Annotated in this window: 16 protein-coding genes; 12 read left to right on the top strand and 4 right to left on the bottom strand. The window is 40.3% G+C overall.

Features of this window, described 5'->3' with window-relative positions:
• Nucleotides 1-44 precede the first annotated feature (44 nt).
• Both ACUR5C_RS09440 and ACUR5C_RS09435 read right to left on the bottom strand, forming a co-directional pair.
• A complete protein-coding gene (locus ACUR5C_RS09440; RefSeq protein ID WP_454464868.1) occupies nucleotides 45-1421 on the bottom strand; it encodes a YfcC family protein in 1377 nt (458 codons plus the stop codon).
• Between the two features lie 177 nt (nucleotides 1422-1598).
• Nucleotides 1599-3092: a peptide MFS transporter gene (locus ACUR5C_RS09435; protein ID WP_454464867.1), complete on the bottom strand. Its 1494-nt coding sequence runs from the start codon at nucleotides 3090-3092 to the stop codon at nucleotides 1599-1601.
• A 309-nt stretch (nucleotides 3093-3401) separates the two neighbouring features.
• Here ACUR5C_RS09435 and ACUR5C_RS09430 point away from each other — a divergent pair, with 309 nt between their 5' ends.
• From ACUR5C_RS09430 to ACUR5C_RS09415, 4 genes are all read left to right on the top strand, one after another.
• Complete coding sequence (locus tag ACUR5C_RS09430; protein ID WP_454464866.1) at nucleotides 3402-4391, top strand: YhdH/YhfP family quinone oxidoreductase; 990 nt, start codon at nucleotides 3402-3404, stop codon at nucleotides 4389-4391.
• A gap of 54 nt (nucleotides 4392-4445) precedes the next feature.
• Complete coding sequence (locus tag ACUR5C_RS09425; protein ID WP_454464865.1) at nucleotides 4446-4940, top strand: DUF4442 domain-containing protein; 495 nt, start codon at nucleotides 4446-4448, stop codon at nucleotides 4938-4940.
• A 26-nt stretch (nucleotides 4941-4966) separates the two neighbouring features.
• Complete coding sequence (gene mtaB, locus ACUR5C_RS09420) at nucleotides 4967-6307, top strand: tRNA (N(6)-L-threonylcarbamoyladenosine(37)-C(2))-methylthiotransferase MtaB (protein ID WP_454464864.1); 1341 nt, start codon at nucleotides 4967-4969, stop codon at nucleotides 6305-6307.
• Nucleotides 6308-6709: 402 nt separating this feature from the next.
• On the top strand, nucleotides 6710-7384 hold the full coding sequence (locus ACUR5C_RS09415; RefSeq protein WP_454464863.1) for a hypothetical protein: 675 nt from the start codon (nucleotides 6710-6712) through the stop codon (nucleotides 7382-7384).
• A 24-nt stretch (nucleotides 7385-7408) separates the two neighbouring features.
• On the opposite strand, the gene ACUR5C_RS09410 is transcribed toward ACUR5C_RS09415, so the two are convergent.
• Complete coding sequence (locus tag ACUR5C_RS09410; protein WP_454464862.1) at nucleotides 7409-7699, bottom strand: helix-turn-helix domain-containing protein; 291 nt, start codon at nucleotides 7697-7699, stop codon at nucleotides 7409-7411.
• A gap of 708 nt (nucleotides 7700-8407) precedes the next feature.
• Here ACUR5C_RS09410 and ACUR5C_RS09405 point away from each other — a divergent pair.
• The 8 genes from ACUR5C_RS09405 to ACUR5C_RS09370 all read left to right on the top strand — a co-directional run bounded on the left by ACUR5C_RS09405 (nucleotide 8408) and on the right by ACUR5C_RS09370 (nucleotide 19189).
• Nucleotides 8408-9385, top strand: coding sequence for a transposase (locus tag ACUR5C_RS09405; RefSeq protein ID WP_454464861.1), 978 nt, complete (start codon nucleotides 8408-8410; stop codon nucleotides 9383-9385).
• Between the two features lie 324 nt (nucleotides 9386-9709).
• Nucleotides 9710-10210: a M23 family metallopeptidase gene (locus ACUR5C_RS09400; protein ID WP_454464860.1), complete on the top strand. Its 501-nt coding sequence runs from the start codon at nucleotides 9710-9712 to the stop codon at nucleotides 10208-10210.
• The gene (locus ACUR5C_RS09395; RefSeq protein ID WP_454464859.1) at nucleotides 10210-10698 is read left to right on the top strand and encodes a hypothetical protein; all 489 of its coding nucleotides are present in this window, start codon (nucleotides 10210-10212) and stop codon (nucleotides 10696-10698) included. The genes ACUR5C_RS09400 and ACUR5C_RS09395 overlap by 1 nt, the downstream gene beginning before the upstream one ends.
• Nucleotides 10699-10971: 273 nt before the next feature.
• The gene (locus ACUR5C_RS09390) at nucleotides 10972-11469 is read left to right on the top strand and encodes a hypothetical protein (RefSeq protein WP_454464858.1); all 498 of its coding nucleotides are present in this window, start codon (nucleotides 10972-10974) and stop codon (nucleotides 11467-11469) included.
• Between the two features lie 765 nt (nucleotides 11470-12234).
• Nucleotides 12235-13368, top strand: a complete 1134-nt coding sequence (locus ACUR5C_RS09385; protein WP_454464857.1) for a helix-turn-helix domain-containing protein — start codon at nucleotides 12235-12237, stop codon at nucleotides 13366-13368.
• A 120-nt stretch (nucleotides 13369-13488) separates the two neighbouring features.
• Nucleotides 13489-14217, top strand: coding sequence for a DUF2306 domain-containing protein (locus tag ACUR5C_RS09380; protein WP_454464856.1), 729 nt, complete (start codon nucleotides 13489-13491; stop codon nucleotides 14215-14217).
• 117 nt (nucleotides 14218-14334) lie between these two features.
• The gene (locus ACUR5C_RS09375) at nucleotides 14335-15393 is read left to right on the top strand and encodes a tetratricopeptide repeat protein (RefSeq protein WP_454464855.1); all 1059 of its coding nucleotides are present in this window, start codon (nucleotides 14335-14337) and stop codon (nucleotides 15391-15393) included.
• A 286-nt stretch (nucleotides 15394-15679) separates the two neighbouring features.
• Nucleotides 15680-19189: a BspA family leucine-rich repeat surface protein gene (locus ACUR5C_RS09370; protein ID WP_454464854.1), complete on the top strand. Its 3510-nt coding sequence runs from the start codon at nucleotides 15680-15682 to the stop codon at nucleotides 19187-19189.
• 407 nt (nucleotides 19190-19596) lie between these two features.
• Here ACUR5C_RS09370 and rrtA read toward each other — a convergent pair whose 3' ends face one another.
• The gene (gene rrtA, locus ACUR5C_RS09365) at nucleotides 19597-20235 is read right to left on the bottom strand and encodes a rhombosortase (protein WP_454464853.1); all 639 of its coding nucleotides are present in this window, start codon (nucleotides 20233-20235) and stop codon (nucleotides 19597-19599) included.
• Nucleotides 20236-20259: the final 24 nt, after the last annotated feature.

Here is a 20259-nt window from a genome sequence, read left to right as displayed (position 1 = left end):
ACCGGCATTACGCCGGTTTTTTATTTAATAAAAGCGCTAAAAATTTATGAATAGCCAATAAGTACCGAAATAACGAGCGATAAACTTCCGGCAATAAATAGTTTTCCAATCAGTGGTGCAATAAATTTAAACCAGCGACTATAAGGTATTCCACACATGCCTAAAATTCCCATTAGCACGGCATTGGTTGGAACAATCATATTCATAAATCCATCCCCCATTTGATAGGCAAGAACGGCTGTTTGGCGTGAAACTCCAACAATGTCACCAATTGGCGCCATTATGGGCATGGTAACGTAAGCTTGGCCTGAGCCTGAAGGAATGAAGAAGTTTAATATGCTTTGAATTAACAACATGCCAATGGCTGATATTTCTGCGCCAACGTGACTTAAAGGCATCGCTAAGGCATTAACGATGGTGTGCAGTACTTGAGCATCCGTAAGCAATAATTCGATACTGCGAGCAAAGCCAATTAATAATGCTGTGCCGGTTAGTTCTGACGCGCCTTTAATAAAAGTAGTAGCGATATTATCTAAGCTAAACCCAGCTATTAATCCGGTTACAATCGCTAAACCAAAAAATAATGCGCCAAGTTCAATAAAGTACCAGTGCAGGGTAGCAATGCCATAAACCAATAAAAATAAGGTGGCTAAAGTGAGCAACAGAATCGCAGTTTTTGGTTTGTCCATTGCAGGAAATTCTGTCACCGCAGGCGGTTGTGCTTCTTTAATATCTGCGACATAGCTATTTGCTGGATCTAGCCGAACATTTTTAGCGTAGCTCCAGAGATGATGAAAGCCAATTAACATAAAAGGAGCAAACAGCGCTAACCTAAACTCCCAGCCTGAAGTTGGAGGTACTTCGGCAACGCCTTGGGCAACAAGTAGAGTAAACGGGTTGAGTACAGCCGTGCCGTAACCAATGCCATATCCTACCACCATAGAACCCACTGCAGAGATGGTATCCATTTTTAAAGATACACATAAGGTAATTAGAATGAGCACTAACGGAATATATTCTTCTGCCATTCCAATGGTCGAGGAACCGAGCATAAATGCCGCGCAGCTCATAAATAATAGTAATGCAGGGCGGTGCGAAAATCTTTGTAGCACTTTGCCTAACATGGCATCAATGGCACCACTTTCTCGCAATACGGCGATTGAACCACCGATTAAAAATAAGAAAAATATAATGCCTTGTGCTTCTCCCAAAGCTCTTGGGATGACCGTAAATAAGCTCCAAATAGACAAATTAATATCATCTTTGGCGACAGCATAGGTTCCAGGCACAACCGTTTCGCGCCCTTCGGCATTGGTTGACATTTCAAACGCTCCCGAGGGGAGAAGCCAAGTGAGTAGGTAGGCAAAGATCATCATGCTGAAAAGCAAAACTAGCGTATGCGGAACTTTAAAGTTTTTCATGGTAAGTTTCTTGTTTTTTGAGTTGAAGTGTTAAAGTGAAATTATTTAGTTTAAAACTATTTTCGCTGCTGATTTTCGTTGCTGATTTTCGTTGCTGATTTTCGTTGCTGGTATCAGTAATAGCGCTAAACTCAATAATTTAAAAACTCGGCCGGAGCCGAGTTTTTAAAGTGTTTATTATTTTACACCATGCATTAATTTATTAATAAATGGCGCGACAATAAAGAAGATAATAGAGATGATTAAACCACCCCAGAAGAGTTGTTCGAAAACGGTTGCATAGCCTTCGATTGAACCCGCTGCATCGCCATGGCCACCGCCGCCTGCGGCAATTGCTGCAATGCGACCAGCTGCATAGTTTGCGGTTGCAATAGAAAGGAACCATCCGCCCATAGCAAGTCCTGTTTCTTTTGGCAGTGCTAATTTAGTTACCATTGATAATCCAATCGGTGATAAACAAAGTTCACCCATAGTATGAATTAAGTAACAAATCGCTAGCATGTACCAAGGTACACGACCATCTTCACCAACCATAAACTGAATGGCAAAAACTAACGCGTAAAACCCAACGCCCACACCGAGTAAGCCAAAAGCAAACTTGCGTGGAATAGAAGGGTTCATGTTCCACTGTTCAAGCTTAGGCCAAGCCCATGCAAATAGCGGAGCTAAAACAATGATAAATACGGGGTTAGCTGACTGGAATAAGGTGAAATCTAAACCACCAGGCATAGACACATAGTCACGTGCGAAGAAGTTTAATGACGAACCTGCTTGTTCAAATAGTGCCCAGAAAAACATATTGGCCAAAAATAAAATAAGCATAGCGATATAACGGTGTAGTTGTTCTTTACTGCCGCTTTTAATTCCGCTAAATACGAAGTAGGCAGAAAGACCTAACATCATAATAGTTAAGATCATGCCTAAAACTTCACTTTTGCTAAGCAAAATGTAAACCGGAGCAATTAATACTGCTGCGCCTAACAGAACTTGACCAAGTGATTTCCACCCATTTCTTTCTTTTGGCGCTTCGCCAACATGGCCTAACCATGCTTTAAGAAGTTGGAAAACAACAACGCCGAGTACCATACCAATACCCGCAGCAAAGAAACCCCATTTATAACCATAAACTGCGCCAATCCAAGTACCACAAATGATAGGAGCGATTAAAGCACCGGCATTGATACCCATGTAAAATATGGTAAAGCCTGAGTCTCTACGAGGATCTTCTGGAGTATAAAGTTTACCAACCATGGTTGATATATTAGGCTTAAACAGGCCGTTACCCACCACCAAGACAGCTAAACCTAATAAGAATAGGGTAAAGTCAGGAGAGAGTAATAAGAAGAGGCCGGCGGACATTAAAGCGCCGCCCAGCATGATAGAACGTTGATAACCTAAAATTCTGTCAGCAACATAACCACCTAAAATACCAGTCATATAAACCATTGAGGTATAACCGCCGTAAGTTAAACTTGCTTCGGCGTCGGCTTTGTCACCTAAATGCGAGAAAAATGCAATCGCAACATAAGGTCCTAAAATGGCACGCATGCCATAATAACTAAATCTTTCCCAAAATTCTGAACCGAAGAGCATCCAAAGACCTTTGGGGTGGCCTAGGAAGTCACCTTTCGGTGGTGCTAAGTCTTGCGACTCGTTTGCAGTAGAGGACATCTAGTTTCACTCCTAATTATTATTGATTTGTATAGTATTCGTTATCCCGAATACTTGACAGGAAAACCCCACAAGGAAGGATTTATAACCTTTCTGAGTCACTTAGACAAGTTAAGTTTTTGTTGAAGATTCACATTTTAATTGTTAAGTCGCTGTTTTTATATTGATTATTAACGCAAATCGGATGAGCTAAAGGCGCTTTACGGCTGGTGCAAATGCGACTAATTGCATTAAAAACAGCCAAAAATGGCATTACAAAGGTACCTTTTCAGGTACAATAGCGCCAAATTGCGAAAATAAGGTTAATTTATGAGCTTTTTAGCATGTCGAATTGATAAATCAGATCAAGGCATTAACCACCAAATAATGCCTATGTCGCTTGAGCAACTCAGTGAAGGCGATGTTGTCATTAAAGTTAGCTATTCAGGGGTTAACTATAAAGACGCTTTAGCAGCGACAGGACGAGGGCAAATTTTGAAAAAATTTCCGCTTAATGGCGGAATTGATTTAGCCGGAGTCGTTGAGAGCTCTCAGGTAAGTGACTTTAAACCCGGAGACGAAGTATTAGTTAATGGTTGCGGTTTAGGTGAAAGCCATGATGGCGGCCTCGCACAATACGCGAGAGTACCGGCTGACTGGGTTATAAAGCGCCCAGCAGAATTAAGCTTAAAAGATTGTATGGCTTTAGGCACCGCGGGATTTACTGCCGCCTTAGCCATCCACCGTATGCTGGAAAATGGGCAAACTCACGATAAAGGCCCAATTGTGGTCACCGGGGCGAGTGGCGGAGTTGGTTCAATAGCGGTCAATATGTTGCATGGCATGGGTTTTGAGGTTATTGCCTTAAGTGGACGACGCGAATTTGATAACTACTTATTAAAGCTAGGCGCTAACCAAGTGACTTCGGCAGCGGCTCTTAACTTAGGTAGCCGCCCGTTAGAAAAGTCGCTATTTGGTGGCGTGATAGATAATGTTGGCGGTGAGCAGTTAGCTCAGCTGTTTGCTCACACTAATTTATGGGGGAACGTCGCTTGTATTGGTTTGGCTGACAGTCACCACTTAAAGACGACAGTGTTTCCACTCATTTTACGCGGTGTTAGTTTGTTAGGTGTGAGTTCAACTAATTGTCCTATGCCATTGCGTCGTTCAATTTGGGAAAGAATGGGCCAAGATCTTAAGCCTAGTCAATTAGACGAAATTGTTACCGAAACTGTCGGCCTTACTCAAGTTTCGCAAGTGTTTAATCAACTTTTAGACAGAGAAAAGCACGGTCGAATTGTTATTGATTGCCAAGCGTAAATTAAAATTAATTATTTAAGCCCGTTTTTAACGGCATATTAATGGATACAAAGCATGAAAAATCAATTAGCTAAATTAGTTGATAAGTTACAGAAAAAGCCACAGTGGATTAGTAAAAGAGCGCTTAACTTTGCGTTGGGTTCAACTATTAAATTTGTTGGCACAGCGGGCGTAGAGTGTGTTTCACTATCTCAAGAAAAAGCAATTTTTAAACTAAAAAATAGAAAAAAAGTTAGAAATCATATTGGCAGTGTTCATGCCGCAGCAACTAGCTTGCTTGCCGAAACTGCCAGTGGTTTAGTTCTCGGTATGAATATTCCTGATGACAAAACACCGTTAATGAAGTCAATGCATATAGATTATATTAAACGCTCGTCAGGTGATTTGTTAGCGGAAGCGATTATTACTCAGCAACAAATAGAAATGTTATATCAGCAAGACAAAGGCGAAACATTAATTCAAGTTAAAGTGACTGACCAAGAAGGTAACGAACCGGTGTTGTGCCAAATGTTATGGGCTTGGGTGCCAAAGTTAACAAAGCCACTTTAAAACGAAACAAAATTTAAGAGTATTTTATGCAAGTTTATCTAACGGCATTAGGCTGTCGTTTAAATGAAGCCGAGCTACAAATGTGGGCAGAAGATTTTCGTTCGCAAGGCTTATCTATTACGCCTCAAATTGAACAGTCTAAACTGATGGTAATAAACACCTGTGCTGTGACAGCAGAAGCTGCTCGCAAGTCACGTCAAACTATTCGTAAACTGCACCGTAAAAACCCACAAGCTAAACTTGTGGTGACTGGGTGCTATGCGTCTTTAGAAAAAGAGCAGGCGCAACAACTATTAGGTGTCGACTTAATTGTAAGCAACGCCGACAAATCACAATTGCCAGAACTAGCCAAAGCGTTAATTGAAACTCCCGATATGCCATTTGCTGCAACAGAGCCAGAAGAAGCTGCATTGTTTGTTAGAAATAAAGAAAGGGCATTTATAAAGATTCAAGATGGGTGCCGTTATCGTTGTACCTATTGCATTGTTACCGTGGCCCGTGGCGAAGAGTCTAGCCGTCCTATTGCAGAATTAATTTCAGAAATTAACAAATTAGAATCTGAAGGCGTTAAAGAAATTGTGCTTACAGGCGTGCATGTTGGCGGGTATGGTTCAGATTTAGACACCAGCCTGTATGATCTGGTGGTTGCCATTTTAGAGAAAACTCAAATCCCAAGAATCCGTTTTGCTTCTGTTGAGCCGTGGGATTTGCCAGACAACTTCTTTGAACTTTTTGAAAACAAGCGTTTAATGCCACATATGCATTTACCCATTCAAAGTGGTAGTAATCGCATATTAAAGAAAATGTCGCGGCGCTGTAAGTCTGAAACATTTTTACAGCTAGTTAAACAGGCAAGAAAAGTAGTACCAGAATTTAATGTTACTACAGATATAATCGTTGGTTTTCCCGGCGAAACGGATGCTGACTTTGAGCTGTCTAAACAAATAGTAGAGCAAGCAGATTTCGGCCACGTACATATTTTCACTTACTCTAATCGAGAAGGAACAAAGGCTGCTCGTTTACCTGAACAAATTGAAGGGCCGGTAAAAAAAGAACGAAGTAAGCTATTGCATCAATTGGTAGAGTACAAAAAATTGCAATTGTTGCAAACAATGCAAGGGCAGTGTCAGGATGTTTTATGGGAAGGCCAAGCGCAACGTTTAGAGAATGGTATGTATCGTTTTTATGGACACACTGAAAATTATCATAAAGTCGCCATAGATCTTGACTCTCCTTTGGAATTGTCTAACCAAATAGTCACATGCGAAATTACCGCAGTAGAAGAGAGTGGTGTTTTGTTAGCGCGATTTAAAAATGAAAAACAAGTAACAAACTTTAAAGAGCAAATTTTAGTTCAGCAGTTGTAGTTTGGGGCGAAGGTCTTAACCCCAAAAAACATAAAAAATAACATACAGAATTTTTTTAAAGCAACTCAGTGTCATTGGCTCTCCTAGTGCGATCACGCATTTTATGGATGTAGCAGAAGGAAAATTAGTCAAAGGGCTTTCTGCAAGTCAGCGATTATTTCTTTAGCTAAATCGTCTTTCATCAACTCATAATACCTTAATCAGTTATGCTGAGGCTTAGTGTTTCCTGAAAGTTAATATCTATGCGAAAAATGTCCTGAATGAATCTAATTCGATAAAATTATTCTCATAAAACGCAATGAAGAGCGCTTTAAAGTTATGGTGTGGTGTTGTAATATAAAGCAGGTATAAAAATGGATGTCCCGTTGTTCGTTCTAATATTAGCGTGAGAGTTGTGAAGCCATGAGTACCAAATATGTATTAGAACTTCGTCATAGACCGAATTTAAATGACGATATTAGCAGTCGACATAATCGATTTATCAAACAACAAGAGGGCATTAATTCGCCCTGGAATATTTCCAGCGATCAAGTTGTGATACCATCTGATATCGCTGGAGAGTTGTCGTCTATAGTCGATCTTAATAAGGTATTGGGTAAAGGACTAAAGGGCGAGATTGTTTATCAGTTACGAAGTAAAGAGTACTTAAGAGATACAGCTCAATATGACGATAATTTAGCTATTGAGTTTAACCCCGAGAAAGTGGACTTCTCCGATTTAGTTCAGCGAGTTTTCCCTATGCTTGTTGATGCGTTTGAGTCATATAGAGCAACAATTTATGATAAAACCTTAGCTAGATCTGATTGGATGGATATCGTTAAGCAGGTAAGAGAAACTGGTCGAGATGTTAACGGTCGTGATGGTGTTTATCGTATCAATGCAGTTAATTATTTTGATAAAGAGCTGTGCCAGCGATCTTTTACTTTATCTCCTGAACAAATTGTCGAGCGATTAGATAGTAAAGTAGAAGCAGTTTCTTTGCTAAACGATGGTGTGCTCTTAATATATAATTCAAAACCATTAGAACGTAGTGAACATGAAAGTATTGACTCTATAATTAGAGCGCTTTTAAGTTAATTATGCAAAGCTTGGCTTTCTGTTCTAAGAAGCTTGTTGCTGTTTAATCAGAGCTTCTAACATCTCAGTAATGAATTTCTGTTTACTCCTGGGCATTAAACCAATCTGTTCAATCTGCCGTTGTAGTGTGGAGGCTGGTCCACGCTTGGCGGGCGTTGTTTCTAATCCTGTTAATTGTTCCAATGATACAGCAAATAACCTTGCCAATATGGGTAGCATAGAGGCAGGGACTTTCCTTGAACCCGCTTCATAAGCAGCAATCAATTGTTGTGAGATCGTCAGTGTATCGGCTAGTTGTGCCTGAGTTAGCTCCATCTCTTAAAAAAAGGGACACCCACAACTTTTTCAAAAAACATCTCAAGATAAATTTGACGGCGGTGCTAGTTTTTATTAGTTTGGTTTAACAAAAAAAAAAGGGACACCCACAACTTTTTCAAGAAACATCTCAAGACAAAAAAAGGGACACCCACAATTTTTTCAAAAAACATCTCAAGATAAATTTGACGGCTGCAAGATTTTTTATTTGTTTGGTTTAAAAGGATATCAAACTAGAAGGGATTTCAACGATGACTCGCTCTCGCAATTCAATAATTGATTTAGCTTCAACCACTTATTACCACTGTGCCGCTTAAGGCAGACCAAGATACTCATTACTGTCGTTGAAGTGAAGCTAAAGTATAGGCGGTCAGCTGGTCTGCGGTTATTATTTCGTTAGCTAAGTTGCTTTTCTCATCTTGTATTACCCCCTATAAGCTTTTAAACTTTGCTAAGAATTAGTATTTTCTGAATTCTTCAACCTAGCCAGAAATCATTAAGAGCGAAATCGAAACGATAAAATTATTTACGTTTAAATCATAAAAAAAAGGGACACCCACAACTTTTTCAAAAAACATCTCAAGATAAATTTTAAAAAAAAGGGACACCCACAACTTTTTCAAAAAACATCTCAAGATAAATTTGACGGCGACGCGAGTTTTTATTAGTTTGGTTTAAAAGGATATCAAACTAGAAGGGATTTCAACGATGACTCGCGCTCGCAATTCAATAATTGATTTAGCTTCAACCACTTATTATCACTGTATCTCTCGTTGCGTAAGACGCGCATTTTTATGTGGCGAAGATAAGTTCTCTGGAAAGAATTTTGAACATCGCAGACACTGGATAGTTGAACGTATAGCTTATCAATTAGATTCATTCGCCATTGAAGTCGCGAGTTACGCCATTATGTCAAACCACTACCATCTTGTGCTTAGAGTCGATGACGACAAAGCTAAGAGTTGGAGTGAGGCCAACGTTATAAGGCGCTGGAAGCGACTCTATAAAATTCCGGCAGTGGTACAACAGTATATTAAAAATCCACAAGCGCAAGGTATCGCAGAAGTAGCTCAAGGTATGATTCGAGAGTGGCGTGAGCGACTGATGGATATCTCTTGGTTTATGCGCGGTTTAAATGAATACCTGGCCAGAGAAGCAAACAAAGAAGACGAATGCAAAGGTAGATTCTGGGAGGGCAGATTTAAGTCCCAGCCGTTACTTGATGAAGCCGCAGTCATCACCGCAATGGGTTATGTCGATTTAAATCCCATCCGAGCCAAAATGGCTAAGACGCCAGAAAAGTCTGACTTTACCTCAATTCAACAGCGGATTAAACAGCAACTAAAAAGCAAAGTTCAAACCCCAATTCCCTTAATCAAACTCACCCAATCAAAACAAAAACATAAAAATGCAATTAACGTAACCGAGCAAGACTATATCGAACTAGTCGACTGGCTAGGTCACGCGATACTTCCCACAAAACGAGGTTATATTGAGAGCGATACACCGCCAATACTAAACCGACTTAATCTCCATGCTGATGAGTTTGTCTCGTTAATGAAACAGAAAGATGACTTATCGCAACTCAGTGTCATAGGCTCCACCAGTGCGATTACGCATTTTATGGATGTAGCAGAAAGGAAGTTAGTCAAAGGGCTTTCTGCAAGTCAGCGATTGTTTCTTTAGATAAATCATCTTTCATCAACTCATAATACCTTAATCAGTTATGCTGAGGCTTAGTGTTTCCTGAAAGTTAATATCTATGCGAAAAATGTCCTGAATGAATCTAATTCGATAAAATTATTCTCATAAAACGCAATGAAGAGCGCTTTAAAGTTATGGTGTGGTGTTGTAATATAAAGCAGGTATAAAAATGGATGTCCCGTTGTTCGTTGTATAAAAATGGATGTCCCGTTGTTCGTTGTTGTTCGTTGTTGTTCGTTGTTGTTCGTTGTTGTTCGTTGTTCGTTCCCCAATGGGGATAGCATCAATAAGGATACCGCCGGCGGGATGAAAGAAGGATTGCCGAGTTGTCCTGATTGCAAAATGATTACGTCTCCAGGAAATTCTGTTCCTGGTGTAGCAGGAGCACAACCTGCGAATCCAAATACCCCTGTATGGCCTACCGATCACGGAGATGTGAAAAGAGGATATTCCAATGCCATGGTTCATCCTGTGACGGGAAAAGTTACAAAGCATACTGCTGTAGATATTAGAAATCCAACTGGTGACTCCGTTTATTCTGTTTTGGACGGAGAAGTAATCGATGTAAACTTCAATAAAAATGCAGGTAATTACATCAAAGTGAAACATGCCAATGGGTTAGAGACTAGTTATTCTCATACTAAAGCTAATGTTAAGATTGGGGATAAGGTTAATAAGGGAGCTACTATTGGAACCTCTGATGGTTCAGGTAGGATAACCGGCCCTCACCTTCATTTTGTTCTTCGAAGAAACGGTGTTAGGTCAGATCCAATGACGAAATTTTTAGATTTAGCAAAGAGGCCATAATGAAAAATATACTAATTTTAATAATTATATTGTGCACGTCCTTTATCGCTTCGTCATGTACCAAAGCAAAAAGTGCTGAAGAGTTTGCAATACATTTACAATCAATTATTGCTAATGACGATAGAGTATCCTTCAGGGAACTATTGAAGCTACAGAAACCGAGAGATAAAGCTCACAAAGCTGAACAAGTTGATTATGTATTTGATAATAAATCGTCAAATATTCGAGCGATGTTAACGAACGAAGAAACGAATATTTATGTCAAACCTTTTACAAATCTTACGGGTGATTCCACAGGTAAATATATAATAATATATTACAACCCAAGCGTAATCGATTTTACAAATTCTGTATCTCAAGAGCAATTGGAAGCTCATTGGTTAAGTGGTTACGTTGAAACGGCAATTCAGTCGATAGGAGATGGATGGTTTTTCGTTGATTCAGCGTTTTATCAGGGATCATCTCCTTCATGGGTTGAGGACTACTAGGAATATTGGAGTCAGAGCTATACTGGTGAAGCACCAGTCAGAACACTGCCGGTGGGATGCAAGGCGGTTTACCTGGATGTCCTGATTGTCGATAATCCTAACGCTCAGACTAACTATTCACCCCTTGAGTCTGCTTGGAAGGCGTGGAATAAATCTCAAGGTACGGTAAGCAATGGTCTAAAAAATAGGCGTGCTGCTGAGTGGGACATGTATTCAAAAGATGTCTACCGGCAATGGTAGTGTTTGAAATTATAAATATATAAGGAATGAGGCTTGAAAATGAAGCTTAAAGTGTTTTTAGTGACAATTTGTTTTGTTTTATCTTTGGGGGCGTGCGCAGACACAAAGCAAACAAGCACAATAGATTTGAATGATTATTTGGGTGATTACCATGTAACAAAAGTTGAAAGGTATCGTGGCGGGTTGACCACTGATCAGGAAGCTCTAGAACGAGTTGGTAAGTGTAGTGTTATTAATAAAGAGTTGTTCAAAGCTGAAGGTGTAGAACTACAAAAGCCAGTTTATAAAATAGTAGAGCATATTATAAAAACAGAAGAAGGAAATGTTGTCTCTAAAAATCAGAGAGCATTCTTAAGTATTTATAATGGATTTAAAACAGAGCGAAAAAAGGTCGTTTCACTTAATGTTTACTCGCCCGATGATTTAAAAGATTATGAAGATAGCTTTGAAATTATTGGTGCAGATGAACTTCTAAATTTATATGATGGTTTTTTTTATTTCTATAAGAAGGGATGTAAGGTGACAAATTAATGAGGTAAGGGGCAAATCTTTACTTATACCATTTTAGGTCGTAACGCGGTAACTCGGGTTCCTGTAGGTCGGCGTAGAGCTTGCGAAACCCGACAACTAAACTCAAAACCACCTCCCATCCCGCCCTCACTTCGAGGGCGTTTTTACCTCCCATCATCGAACAGACTGAATTCAAGAAAAAAAAGGGACACAACTTTTTCAAAAAACATCTCAAGATAAATTTGACGGCGGCGCGAGTTTTTATTAGTTTGGTTTAAAAGGATATCAAACTAGAAGGGATTTCAACGATGACTCGCGCTCGCAATTCAATTATTGATTTAGCTTCAACTACGTATTATCACTGTATCTCTCGTTGCGTAACAAAAAAAAGAGGACACCAAACAAAAAAAGAGGACACCCTGAAGCTACCCCAGTTTGACGGACACTTTTAATCAGAGACTAATTTGTCTCTAAGGAGTGTCCCAATGGTTAGAAAACGTAATGTAATCCCCCCAATAATCCGCAGTAACCAAAAGTGGAAAATTCCGATACACATACATAAAGGAGAACTCTAGCTTTCAAAATATGTCTTCCTGATGCTCGGATGCTTTACATACAAATGACAGCGACGTTTTTAAGGTCATGCTATTTAGTGTCGTGAACACCTAAAAATTGTAAAATAGTAATTCCTTCCATTGATTGTATGCGCCAGTGTAAAGATAATACAGGGTAGTAGAAGAGTCTAATTTTGCCTTTTAGACTTAATAACCTAGAGACAACGCTATCGTGACTCCTGCTTTCTCATTTTTTGAAATATTAATCATTATTGGTATTAGCCAAGGGCTAGTTACCAGCGTATTGTTATTAACTTCTAAGGAAAATCAACACAGTAAACGTATTTTAGGTTTCACTGTGCTGGTCTTTTGTATTGCCAATTGTCGCGCGTTATTGCACTCGTCTGGGTTATGGGACGTTGCGGTATTCCGATTTTTTCCTGTTGGAATGGAGCTATTTTTACCGCCTTTAGTATACCTTTACGTTTTGTCATTGACCGAGAGTGACTTTAAAATTAAAAAGCAATATCTATGGCACTTTATTCCAGGCGGGCTTTACGCCGTTTTTGACATCAGTGTTTATTTGCTTGCGCTAGGCCAGGAAACCATGGCTGCCAAAGATGAACTGTCTCGTCAGCTCTACTTTGACCAAGCGAACTGGCTCGAAGATTATCTTATTGTTATTTCTACTTTAACTTATGTGGTCTTTGGCTATGTAAAAATAGCCAACTACCTCACTTGGCTTAAGCAGTTCAAGCAATATAAGAGCTTTCCTATTTTTGCTTGGCTGCGAGGCATTATCTTTTGGAGTGCTATCTTGGGGCTGGTCTTAATGACGAATCAATTACTTGATACTTTTTCATTGTGGGTCGAGCAGCCGAGTTATCGTTGGCGATTTTTCAACCTGTTTTTAGCATTTATGACTTATTACTTAGGCTTTATGGGATATAAAAATGACGGATTAAAAGTTCATCTGTCGCAAACTAATTTAACTTCATTAGCTAAAAAACTCAGTCAAAGCCAAGTTCAGTCGATTGAACAAGAGTTACTCCATAAGCTTGATAAAGAAGCTGTGTACTTAGACGGTTCGCTAACATTAAAACAGCTAGCTGCTGAACTCAATGTGACATCCGAGAATTTATCTCTCGTGGTAAACCAAAAATTTGCTATGGGATTTCGCGACTTAATTAATACTTACCGAGTTAATCGAGTAAAGCGGCAGCTAAGTGACAATACTAATGCTAATATTTCGATGCTCGACTTAGCTCTTGAGTCTGGGTTTAACTCACAGGCAAGTTTTTATCGCGCTTTTAAAAAGCACCAAGGACTCTCGCCAAAAGCCTTTTTGGCGCAACTCTCTAAATAAGTTCTTAATTAGTAAAATTATCATAAAAAATGACTCTCAAAACATGTTTTGGGAGGTGTAGCCCTTACAATACGGGTATCTTGGGTTTTTTCTTCAGGCAACTAACCCATGAGATTACCCATGAAAAACCTATCGGATTCCTATTTATTTGGCTATACCTGCTTGCTCGTCGTGATGGCGTGTTGGCTGTTAAATCAATTCTTAGACTTTAGTTTGATTAATTCAATAATAGTTGTACACGTGTTGCTCGGTAGCATTGCATTTCTTGTTGGCGGTATTACGCTTTTCTCAAAAAAGGGCGGTCGTGTGCATAAAATAAGTGGAAAGATATTTTACATTTCAATGGTTGTGTCGGTCGCGCTAACATTATTGGTCTCTGTTTCGCCAAACCATATTAGTCCGTCGCTGTTTCAGATTGGTGTTTTAAGTCTTTATTTCCTTATTGGTGGAAAACGCAGTATTGGGCTAAAACAGCCTAACCCTAGGCTATTTATTGACCGTTCGCTCGCCACCATAGTGATATGCGTAAGCTTATTTATCATGGCTTATTCAGTTGTGTTAGATGGCAGTTTTAATCCCTTAAGAACAGTTTTTGGTAGCATCGGAATAGCCTTTGGGGTGTTCGACCTGATTTTATTTAAACAGCCACAAACAATAAAACGAAAATGGTTAGTCCTGCACCTGTCTAAAATGCTAGGAGGCTATACCGCAGCAGTAACCGCTTTTTTTGTGGCACAACAAATTTTAACTGGATACTACGACTGGTTTATGCCATCTGTATTTGGTCTCTCCTATATCTTGTTTTGGTTGCTCAAATTAAAAGCATTTAAGCTAGCTCGGATGAGTTAGCAAAGCTTTGGTTTAACTAATTACATTTAATCACTATGCAATAGACTTTGTTCAGCCAGATAAACGGTTTTCGTTATTCTCGCGGGGCTTTACTAAGAACAACAAGGAAACTACGTTATGACATTATTTCACTCTATGTATCTGACTCAGAATTTAAAAAAGCCATTAGCCAAGCGTTGGTTGGGGTTTAGCGCTGTATTGTTGGCTTTAATTCTTGGCCTCAACCAACCGCTAAAGGCGGCACAAAGTCGTTTAGAGCGAGCTGAAAGCCTAATAGAAAGCAAGCAGTACCAACAAGCTTTGCCATTATTTACAGCGTTAAGCACTGATAAATCATTTAACACACAAGGTCTGTTTGGTTTAGCTCGGGTTGCGTTTTATCAGCGGCAACTAGACGATGCGCAAGAATATATCGAAGCGGTGTTGCAGGCAGTGCCGGATAATCCAGATTATTTGTTTATCGCCGCTCGTATTGCCGCAGCGCAAGCGCAGCAGGCTAGTATGTTTAGTAAGCTTGGCTATGCGCGCGATGCTAAACAATATTTTTCTCAAGCGCTTAAAGTAGATAGTCAACATAAGCCCTCGTTGATTGGCTTGATTAAGTTTCATCAACAAGCACCGGTGATGGCGGGCGGTGATAAAGACGCTATTCCTAGTTTACTTAAAAAGCTTTGGGTAGTAGATCAACGAGCAGCATTTACAATACAAGCACCGCAACTTTTAAACAACAAGCAAGTTGAAAAGGCCAAGGTGCTTTATCTACAAGCATTAAATTCATCTTCAGAGACTGATTTAGGCCAGTTTAAATTTGATTTTGCAATGTTGTTAGCTGGGCAGGGCGATTATGAGTATGCACTCAAAGAATTGCTTTCAATTAATTTAAGTACGCCGGAAAAACGACAAGATTTCGCTAGTATGCGACTCTATCAAATTGGTAAGTTAGCAGCTGAATCTAAATCAAACTTAGAGCAAGGTTTAGATAGCATGATTCAATATGATGCGCTGCCTGCAGAAAATAAAACGATTCCACAGGACTGGGTAGAATTTCGTCTAGCTCAGCTAAAATTATTAAAAACGCAGTCAATAGAAGCGCGAAAGTCACTCAACGCTTTAAAAGAAAAAACTTCAGATGACAATCTGAAAAACAAAATACAATTTATTTTAGGTAGCGAATAAAAAGAAAAAAGGCAAAATAATAGGGTCGCTACAACTTTTTCCAAAAAACATTTCAATAATGTTTTGGTGGGGGCTCTAATGATTGAGGCTCCTCAAATTTACTCTAAAAGTCGGGATGTTAAGTCACAAGCGCACAAACTGAAGTTTGGTCACATTTTGAATATTAGCTTAGTTACAACGGTTATAATTTCCGTATAATTGCCAGCTTAAATTGCATTGGGCCTAACCACATAAGCCTTGCTAGGTAAAAAAACTGTAGCTGACAACAAAATAAAAGGGATTTTACATGTTTATTCATAAACACCTTTCTTCTTTGCTCGCATTATTTCTATTAATCGCTATCACTGCTTGTGGCGGCGGAGGTGGTGGTAGTACAGAACCGCCTCAACCAATCCTCGATACCACGGCACCTGTTATCACTTTAAATGGTGACGCTAATATGACACTCGTTCAAGGCGAGACTTATCAGGAGCTCGGAGCAAGCGCAAGCGATGACCGGGATGGTAACGTTAATGTGGTGATAACCGGCTCTGTCGATACCGCAATTCTTGGTGATTATTTGGTGACTTATTCCGCCACCGATGCAGCGGGGAATAGTAGTAGCTTAGTAAGAACCGTCACCGTGGTACTTCCGTCTGATGTGACCGCACCCGTGATCTCGCTAATTGGCGATAACCCAATGACGCTGTTTCAAAACCAGACTTATGAAGAGCCCGGTGCGACAGCGACTGATGATAGAGATGGTAATGTTGATGTCGTAATTACTGGTTCCGTTGATACTGCCATTCTTGGTGACTATCAGCTTACATACACCGCCACCGATGCGGCAGGGAATAGTAGTAGCTTAGTAAGAACGGTTATCGTGGTACTTCCGCCCGATGTGACCGCACCAGTGATCACGCTAATTGGCGATAACCCAATGACATTGTTTCAAAACGAGGCCTATCAAGAGCCCGGTGCAACCGCGACGGATGATCGAGATGGTAATGTTAGCTTAGTCATAACCGGCTCTGTCGATACTGCCATTCTTGGTGACTATCAGCTTACATACACCGCCACTGATGCGGCAGGGAATAGTAGTAGCTTAGTAAGAACGGTTATCGTGGTACTTCCGCCCGATGTGACTGCACCAGTGATCACGCTAATTGGCGATAACCCATTGACCCTGTTCCAAAACCAGGCTTATGAAGAGCCCGGCGCGACCGCGACTGATGATCGCGATGGCGACGTTGATGTCGTAATTACTGGCTCCGTTGATACCAGTTCTCTTGGTGATTATGAGATATCCTATACTGCTACTGACGAAGCTAACAATAGTAGTAATACAATTCGTACTGTTTCCGTCGTTGATGGTACGGCTCCAGTGGTTACAATTACGGGGCCAACCTCATTAATTGTCATTTTGAACAAAACCTATCAAGAGCTAGGCGCTACAGCCTCAGATGATATTGACGGCGAATTAACCGTAGGTATTAGTGGCACGGTTGATACCAGTACTGTCGGCATTTACACCATTACTTACACTGCGACCGATGCGGCCGGCAACATCGGCAGTGCCAATCGGACGGTTTCGGTAGAAGCGGCCACTCCCTTCATAACGACTTGGAAAACTGACAACTTCGGGTTTAGTGATTATAACCAAGTCAAAATTGGGACCCGAGGTGTTGGCTATGATTATCAAGTGGACTGGGGAGATGGTTCGAGTGACACCAATGTAACTGGCGATATCACCCATACTTACTCAGCCGCAGGGACTTATATCATTTCAATCACCGGTGACTTCCCTCGAATATTTTTTGACAAAAATGGCTATGATAATGAAAAATTACTATCTATTGAGCAATGGGGTAATCAGCCTTGGCAATCTATGGGGAATGCATTTTTTGAATGCTATAACTTAGTGGGTAACGCGAGCGATATACCGAACCTTTCGCAAGTAACCGATATGAGTTTTATGTTTAACGAAGCCGAGGCTTTCAATCAAGATATTAGCAATTGGGATGTGAGTGCAGTCACGGATATGAGCTATATGTTTTTCGGTGCCCTCGCTTTTAACCAAAGCCTCAGCAATTGGGATGTGAGTGCAGTCACGGATATGCGCTATATGTTTAATTTTGCCCGAGCCTTCAACCAAGACCTTAGCAATTGGGATGTGAGTGCGGTTACTAATATGAACCATATGTTTTACGAAGCCTACGCTTTCAATCAGGATATTAGCAATTGGGATGTGAGTGCGGTCACTGATATGAGCCATATGTTTTACGAAGCCTACGCTTTCAATCAGGATATTAGTAGTTGGGATGTGAGTGCGGTCACGGATATGAGCTATATGTTTTACGAAGCAGAGGCTTTCAATCAGGATATTAGCAATTGGGATGTGAGTGCAGTCACGGATATGAGCTATATGTTTTACAATGCCGAGGCTTTCAATCAGGATATTAGCCGCTGGGATGTGAGAGCAGTCACTGATATGAGCTATATGTTTTACAATGTCGAGGCTTTCAATCAGGATATTAGCCGCTGGGATGTGAGTGCAGTCACTAACATGAGCTATATGTTTCGCTATGTCAGAGCCTTTAATCAAGATCTCAGCAATTGGGATGTGAGTGCGGTCACTAATATGAGCCATATGTTTTACAATGCCAACGCTTTCAATCAAGACCTTAGCAATTGGGATGTGAGTGCGGTCACTGATATGAGTTATATGTTTGCCTTTGCTGCTGCTTTCAACCAGTACCTCAATAATTGGGATGTGAGTGCGGTCACTAATATGGGGGGGATATTTAGACGTGCAGAAGCCTTCAACCAAGATCTCAGCAATTGGGATGTGAGTTCGGTCACTAATATGGGGATCATGTTTAGCGGTGCAGAAGCCTTCAACCAAGATCTCAGCAATTGGGATGTGAGTGCGGTCACTAATATGAGGAGCATGTTTAGCGGTGCAAAAGCCTTCAACCAATACCTTAATAATTGGGATGTGAGTGCTGTGACCAATATGCGCTATATGTTCTCCGAAACCGACGCCTTCAACCAAGCTCTCAGCAATTGGAATGTGAGTGCGGTCACTGATATGAGTGGTATGTTTAACAATGCCAAGGCTTTCAATCAAGCTCTCAGCAATTGGAATGTGAGTGCGGCCACTGATATGAGCTTTATGTTTTACAATGCCAAGGCTTTCAATCAAGACCTTAGCAATTGGGATGTAAGTGCGGTAACCAATATGATGGGTATGTTTTTAAATGCCAGCGCCTTCAATCAAGATCTCGGCAATTGGGATGTGAGCGCGGTCACTAATATGAGCAATATGTTTAGCGGTGCAATCGTCTTCAACCAAGACCTCAGCAGTTGGGATGTGAGTGCGGTAACTAATATGAGGGGGATGTTTGGCAGAGCTGACGCTTTCAATAAAGACCTCAGCAGTTGGGATGTGAGTGCGGTCACCGATATGAGCTTTATGTTCTACGAAGCCGACGCCTTTAACCAAGCTCTCAGCAATTGGGATGTGAGTGCGGTCACCGATATGAGCTCTATGTTTTACAATGCCGGCGCCTTTAACCAAGACCTCAGTAATTGGGATGTGAGCGCGGTCAACGATATGACCAATATGTTTGCAAATGTCACTCTCTCAACAGCCAACTACGATGCACTTCTCAGCAGTTGGAGTGTGCAAAGCTTACAAAACAATGTTGTGTTTAATGCCGGTAACAGTACTTATTCAGCTTTTTCACAAGGTGCTCGAGATACACTAACGGGTACGTATAGCTGGACCGTGACGGATGGTGGTGTCGAACCTTAAAAAAGTACTTTGTATTTACTGATATAACAGAGGCGCTTTTAACGCCTCTTTTCTTTTTGGTTATAATTAAATCCATAGCACTATCTAAAATTAGAAAGTTATTTCAGCTATGTCTAAGTAACAAATTGTTGTGGTTGTTACTGTATTTTAAGAAACATATAATATATTGACGGTTAGGCTGAGTATTTTACTTATTTAGAAACGATATGGCATAACTATTTAAAGATACATCTCAATAAGAATTTGATGGCGGCGTAAGTTTTAAATATCTTGGCCCAGCTCAGCTCCCCAACTTGGTGATAATGGATGTACTAAAGGTAATTTAATTTCGAAAAATATCGCGAGTAAAATTCAGCGAAAAATAACTTAAAGTTTTTTTGTTTAGATTACATAATTGTTTTTCTGGTTTAATCGTTAAAATTTTTTTTTGATGGTAGAGGCTGCTTAGGATTGAATAGTTTTAAAGCTAACACGCAAAGACTAAAAATGACTCCGGCTATCGCGCCAAATAAATGTGACTCTTCCACTACATTCGCTTCAATTAAACTTGCCGTGCTTTGATTAATTTCCCAAATAAGTTCAAAAGCGAGTTTTGCCGCAACTACAACAACGACAAGTCCGTGAACAAGTGGTGATTGGCGCCAGCTAAGAATAGCGCAACCCACTAAATACCCGTGAAGCGCTCCCGACAAACCAACATACCAAGTTAAGTTCATAAACCAATGAAGTAAACTCACATTTATAAGCATACAGAAGCCCAGTAAACCCATGCGCCATTTAACAGATAAAGTTGGACTAAAAATATAATCTATTAAAATAAGCCCGGTTAAATTTAATAACAGGTGATTCCAGTTGCTGTGAGTAAAGTTTGCGCTAAAAATCCGCCATAATTCACCATGGCTAACCGAACTGGTTTCATAACGCAAAAGCTCAATAGATGCGGGGGCAAATAGCTGAACCAGTGTGCATAGACTACAGATTGCCAATAGTGGGATATATTCTGGATAAAGGCGCTTTAAGAGCGATTGAGTGCTTATATTTGGCAAATTAAAAAATACAGTAAATTGACA

Source organism: Aliikangiella aequoris, assembly GCF_053709105.1.
Note: the sequence above shows the minus strand (reverse complement) of the source record. Positions and strands in the feature narration are given on the sequence as shown.

Coding starts and splice junctions, on each gene's coding strand:
- ACUR5C_RS09440 (WP_454464868.1), bottom strand. CDS start 1,421: ATGAAAAACTTTAAAGTTCCGCATACGCTAGTTTTGCTTTTCAGCATG.
- ACUR5C_RS09435 (WP_454464867.1), bottom strand. CDS start 3,092: ATGTCCTCTACTGCAAACGAGTCGCAAGACTTAGCACCACCGAAAGGT.
- ACUR5C_RS09430 (WP_454464866.1), top strand. CDS start 3,402: ATGAGCTTTTTAGCATGTCGAATTGATAAATCAGATCAAGGCATTAAC.
- ACUR5C_RS09425 (WP_454464865.1), top strand. CDS start 4,446: ATGAAAAATCAATTAGCTAAATTAGTTGATAAGTTACAGAAAAAGCCA.
- mtaB (WP_454464864.1), top strand. CDS start 4,967: ATGCAAGTTTATCTAACGGCATTAGGCTGTCGTTTAAATGAAGCCGAG.
- ACUR5C_RS09415 (WP_454464863.1), top strand. CDS start 6,710: ATGAGTACCAAATATGTATTAGAACTTCGTCATAGACCGAATTTAAAT.
- ACUR5C_RS09410 (WP_454464862.1), bottom strand. CDS start 7,699: ATGGAGCTAACTCAGGCACAACTAGCCGATACACTGACGATCTCACAA.
- ACUR5C_RS09405 (WP_454464861.1), top strand. CDS start 8,408: ATGACTCGCGCTCGCAATTCAATAATTGATTTAGCTTCAACCACTTAT.
- ACUR5C_RS09400 (WP_454464860.1), top strand. CDS start 9,710: ATGAAAGAAGGATTGCCGAGTTGTCCTGATTGCAAAATGATTACGTCT.
- ACUR5C_RS09395 (WP_454464859.1), top strand. CDS start 10,210: ATGAAAAATATACTAATTTTAATAATTATATTGTGCACGTCCTTTATC.
- ACUR5C_RS09380 (WP_454464856.1), top strand. CDS start 13,489: ATGAAAAACCTATCGGATTCCTATTTATTTGGCTATACCTGCTTGCTC.
- ACUR5C_RS09375 (WP_454464855.1), top strand. CDS start 14,335: ATGACATTATTTCACTCTATGTATCTGACTCAGAATTTAAAAAAGCCA.
- ACUR5C_RS09370 (WP_454464854.1), top strand. CDS start 15,680: ATGTTTATTCATAAACACCTTTCTTCTTTGCTCGCATTATTTCTATTA.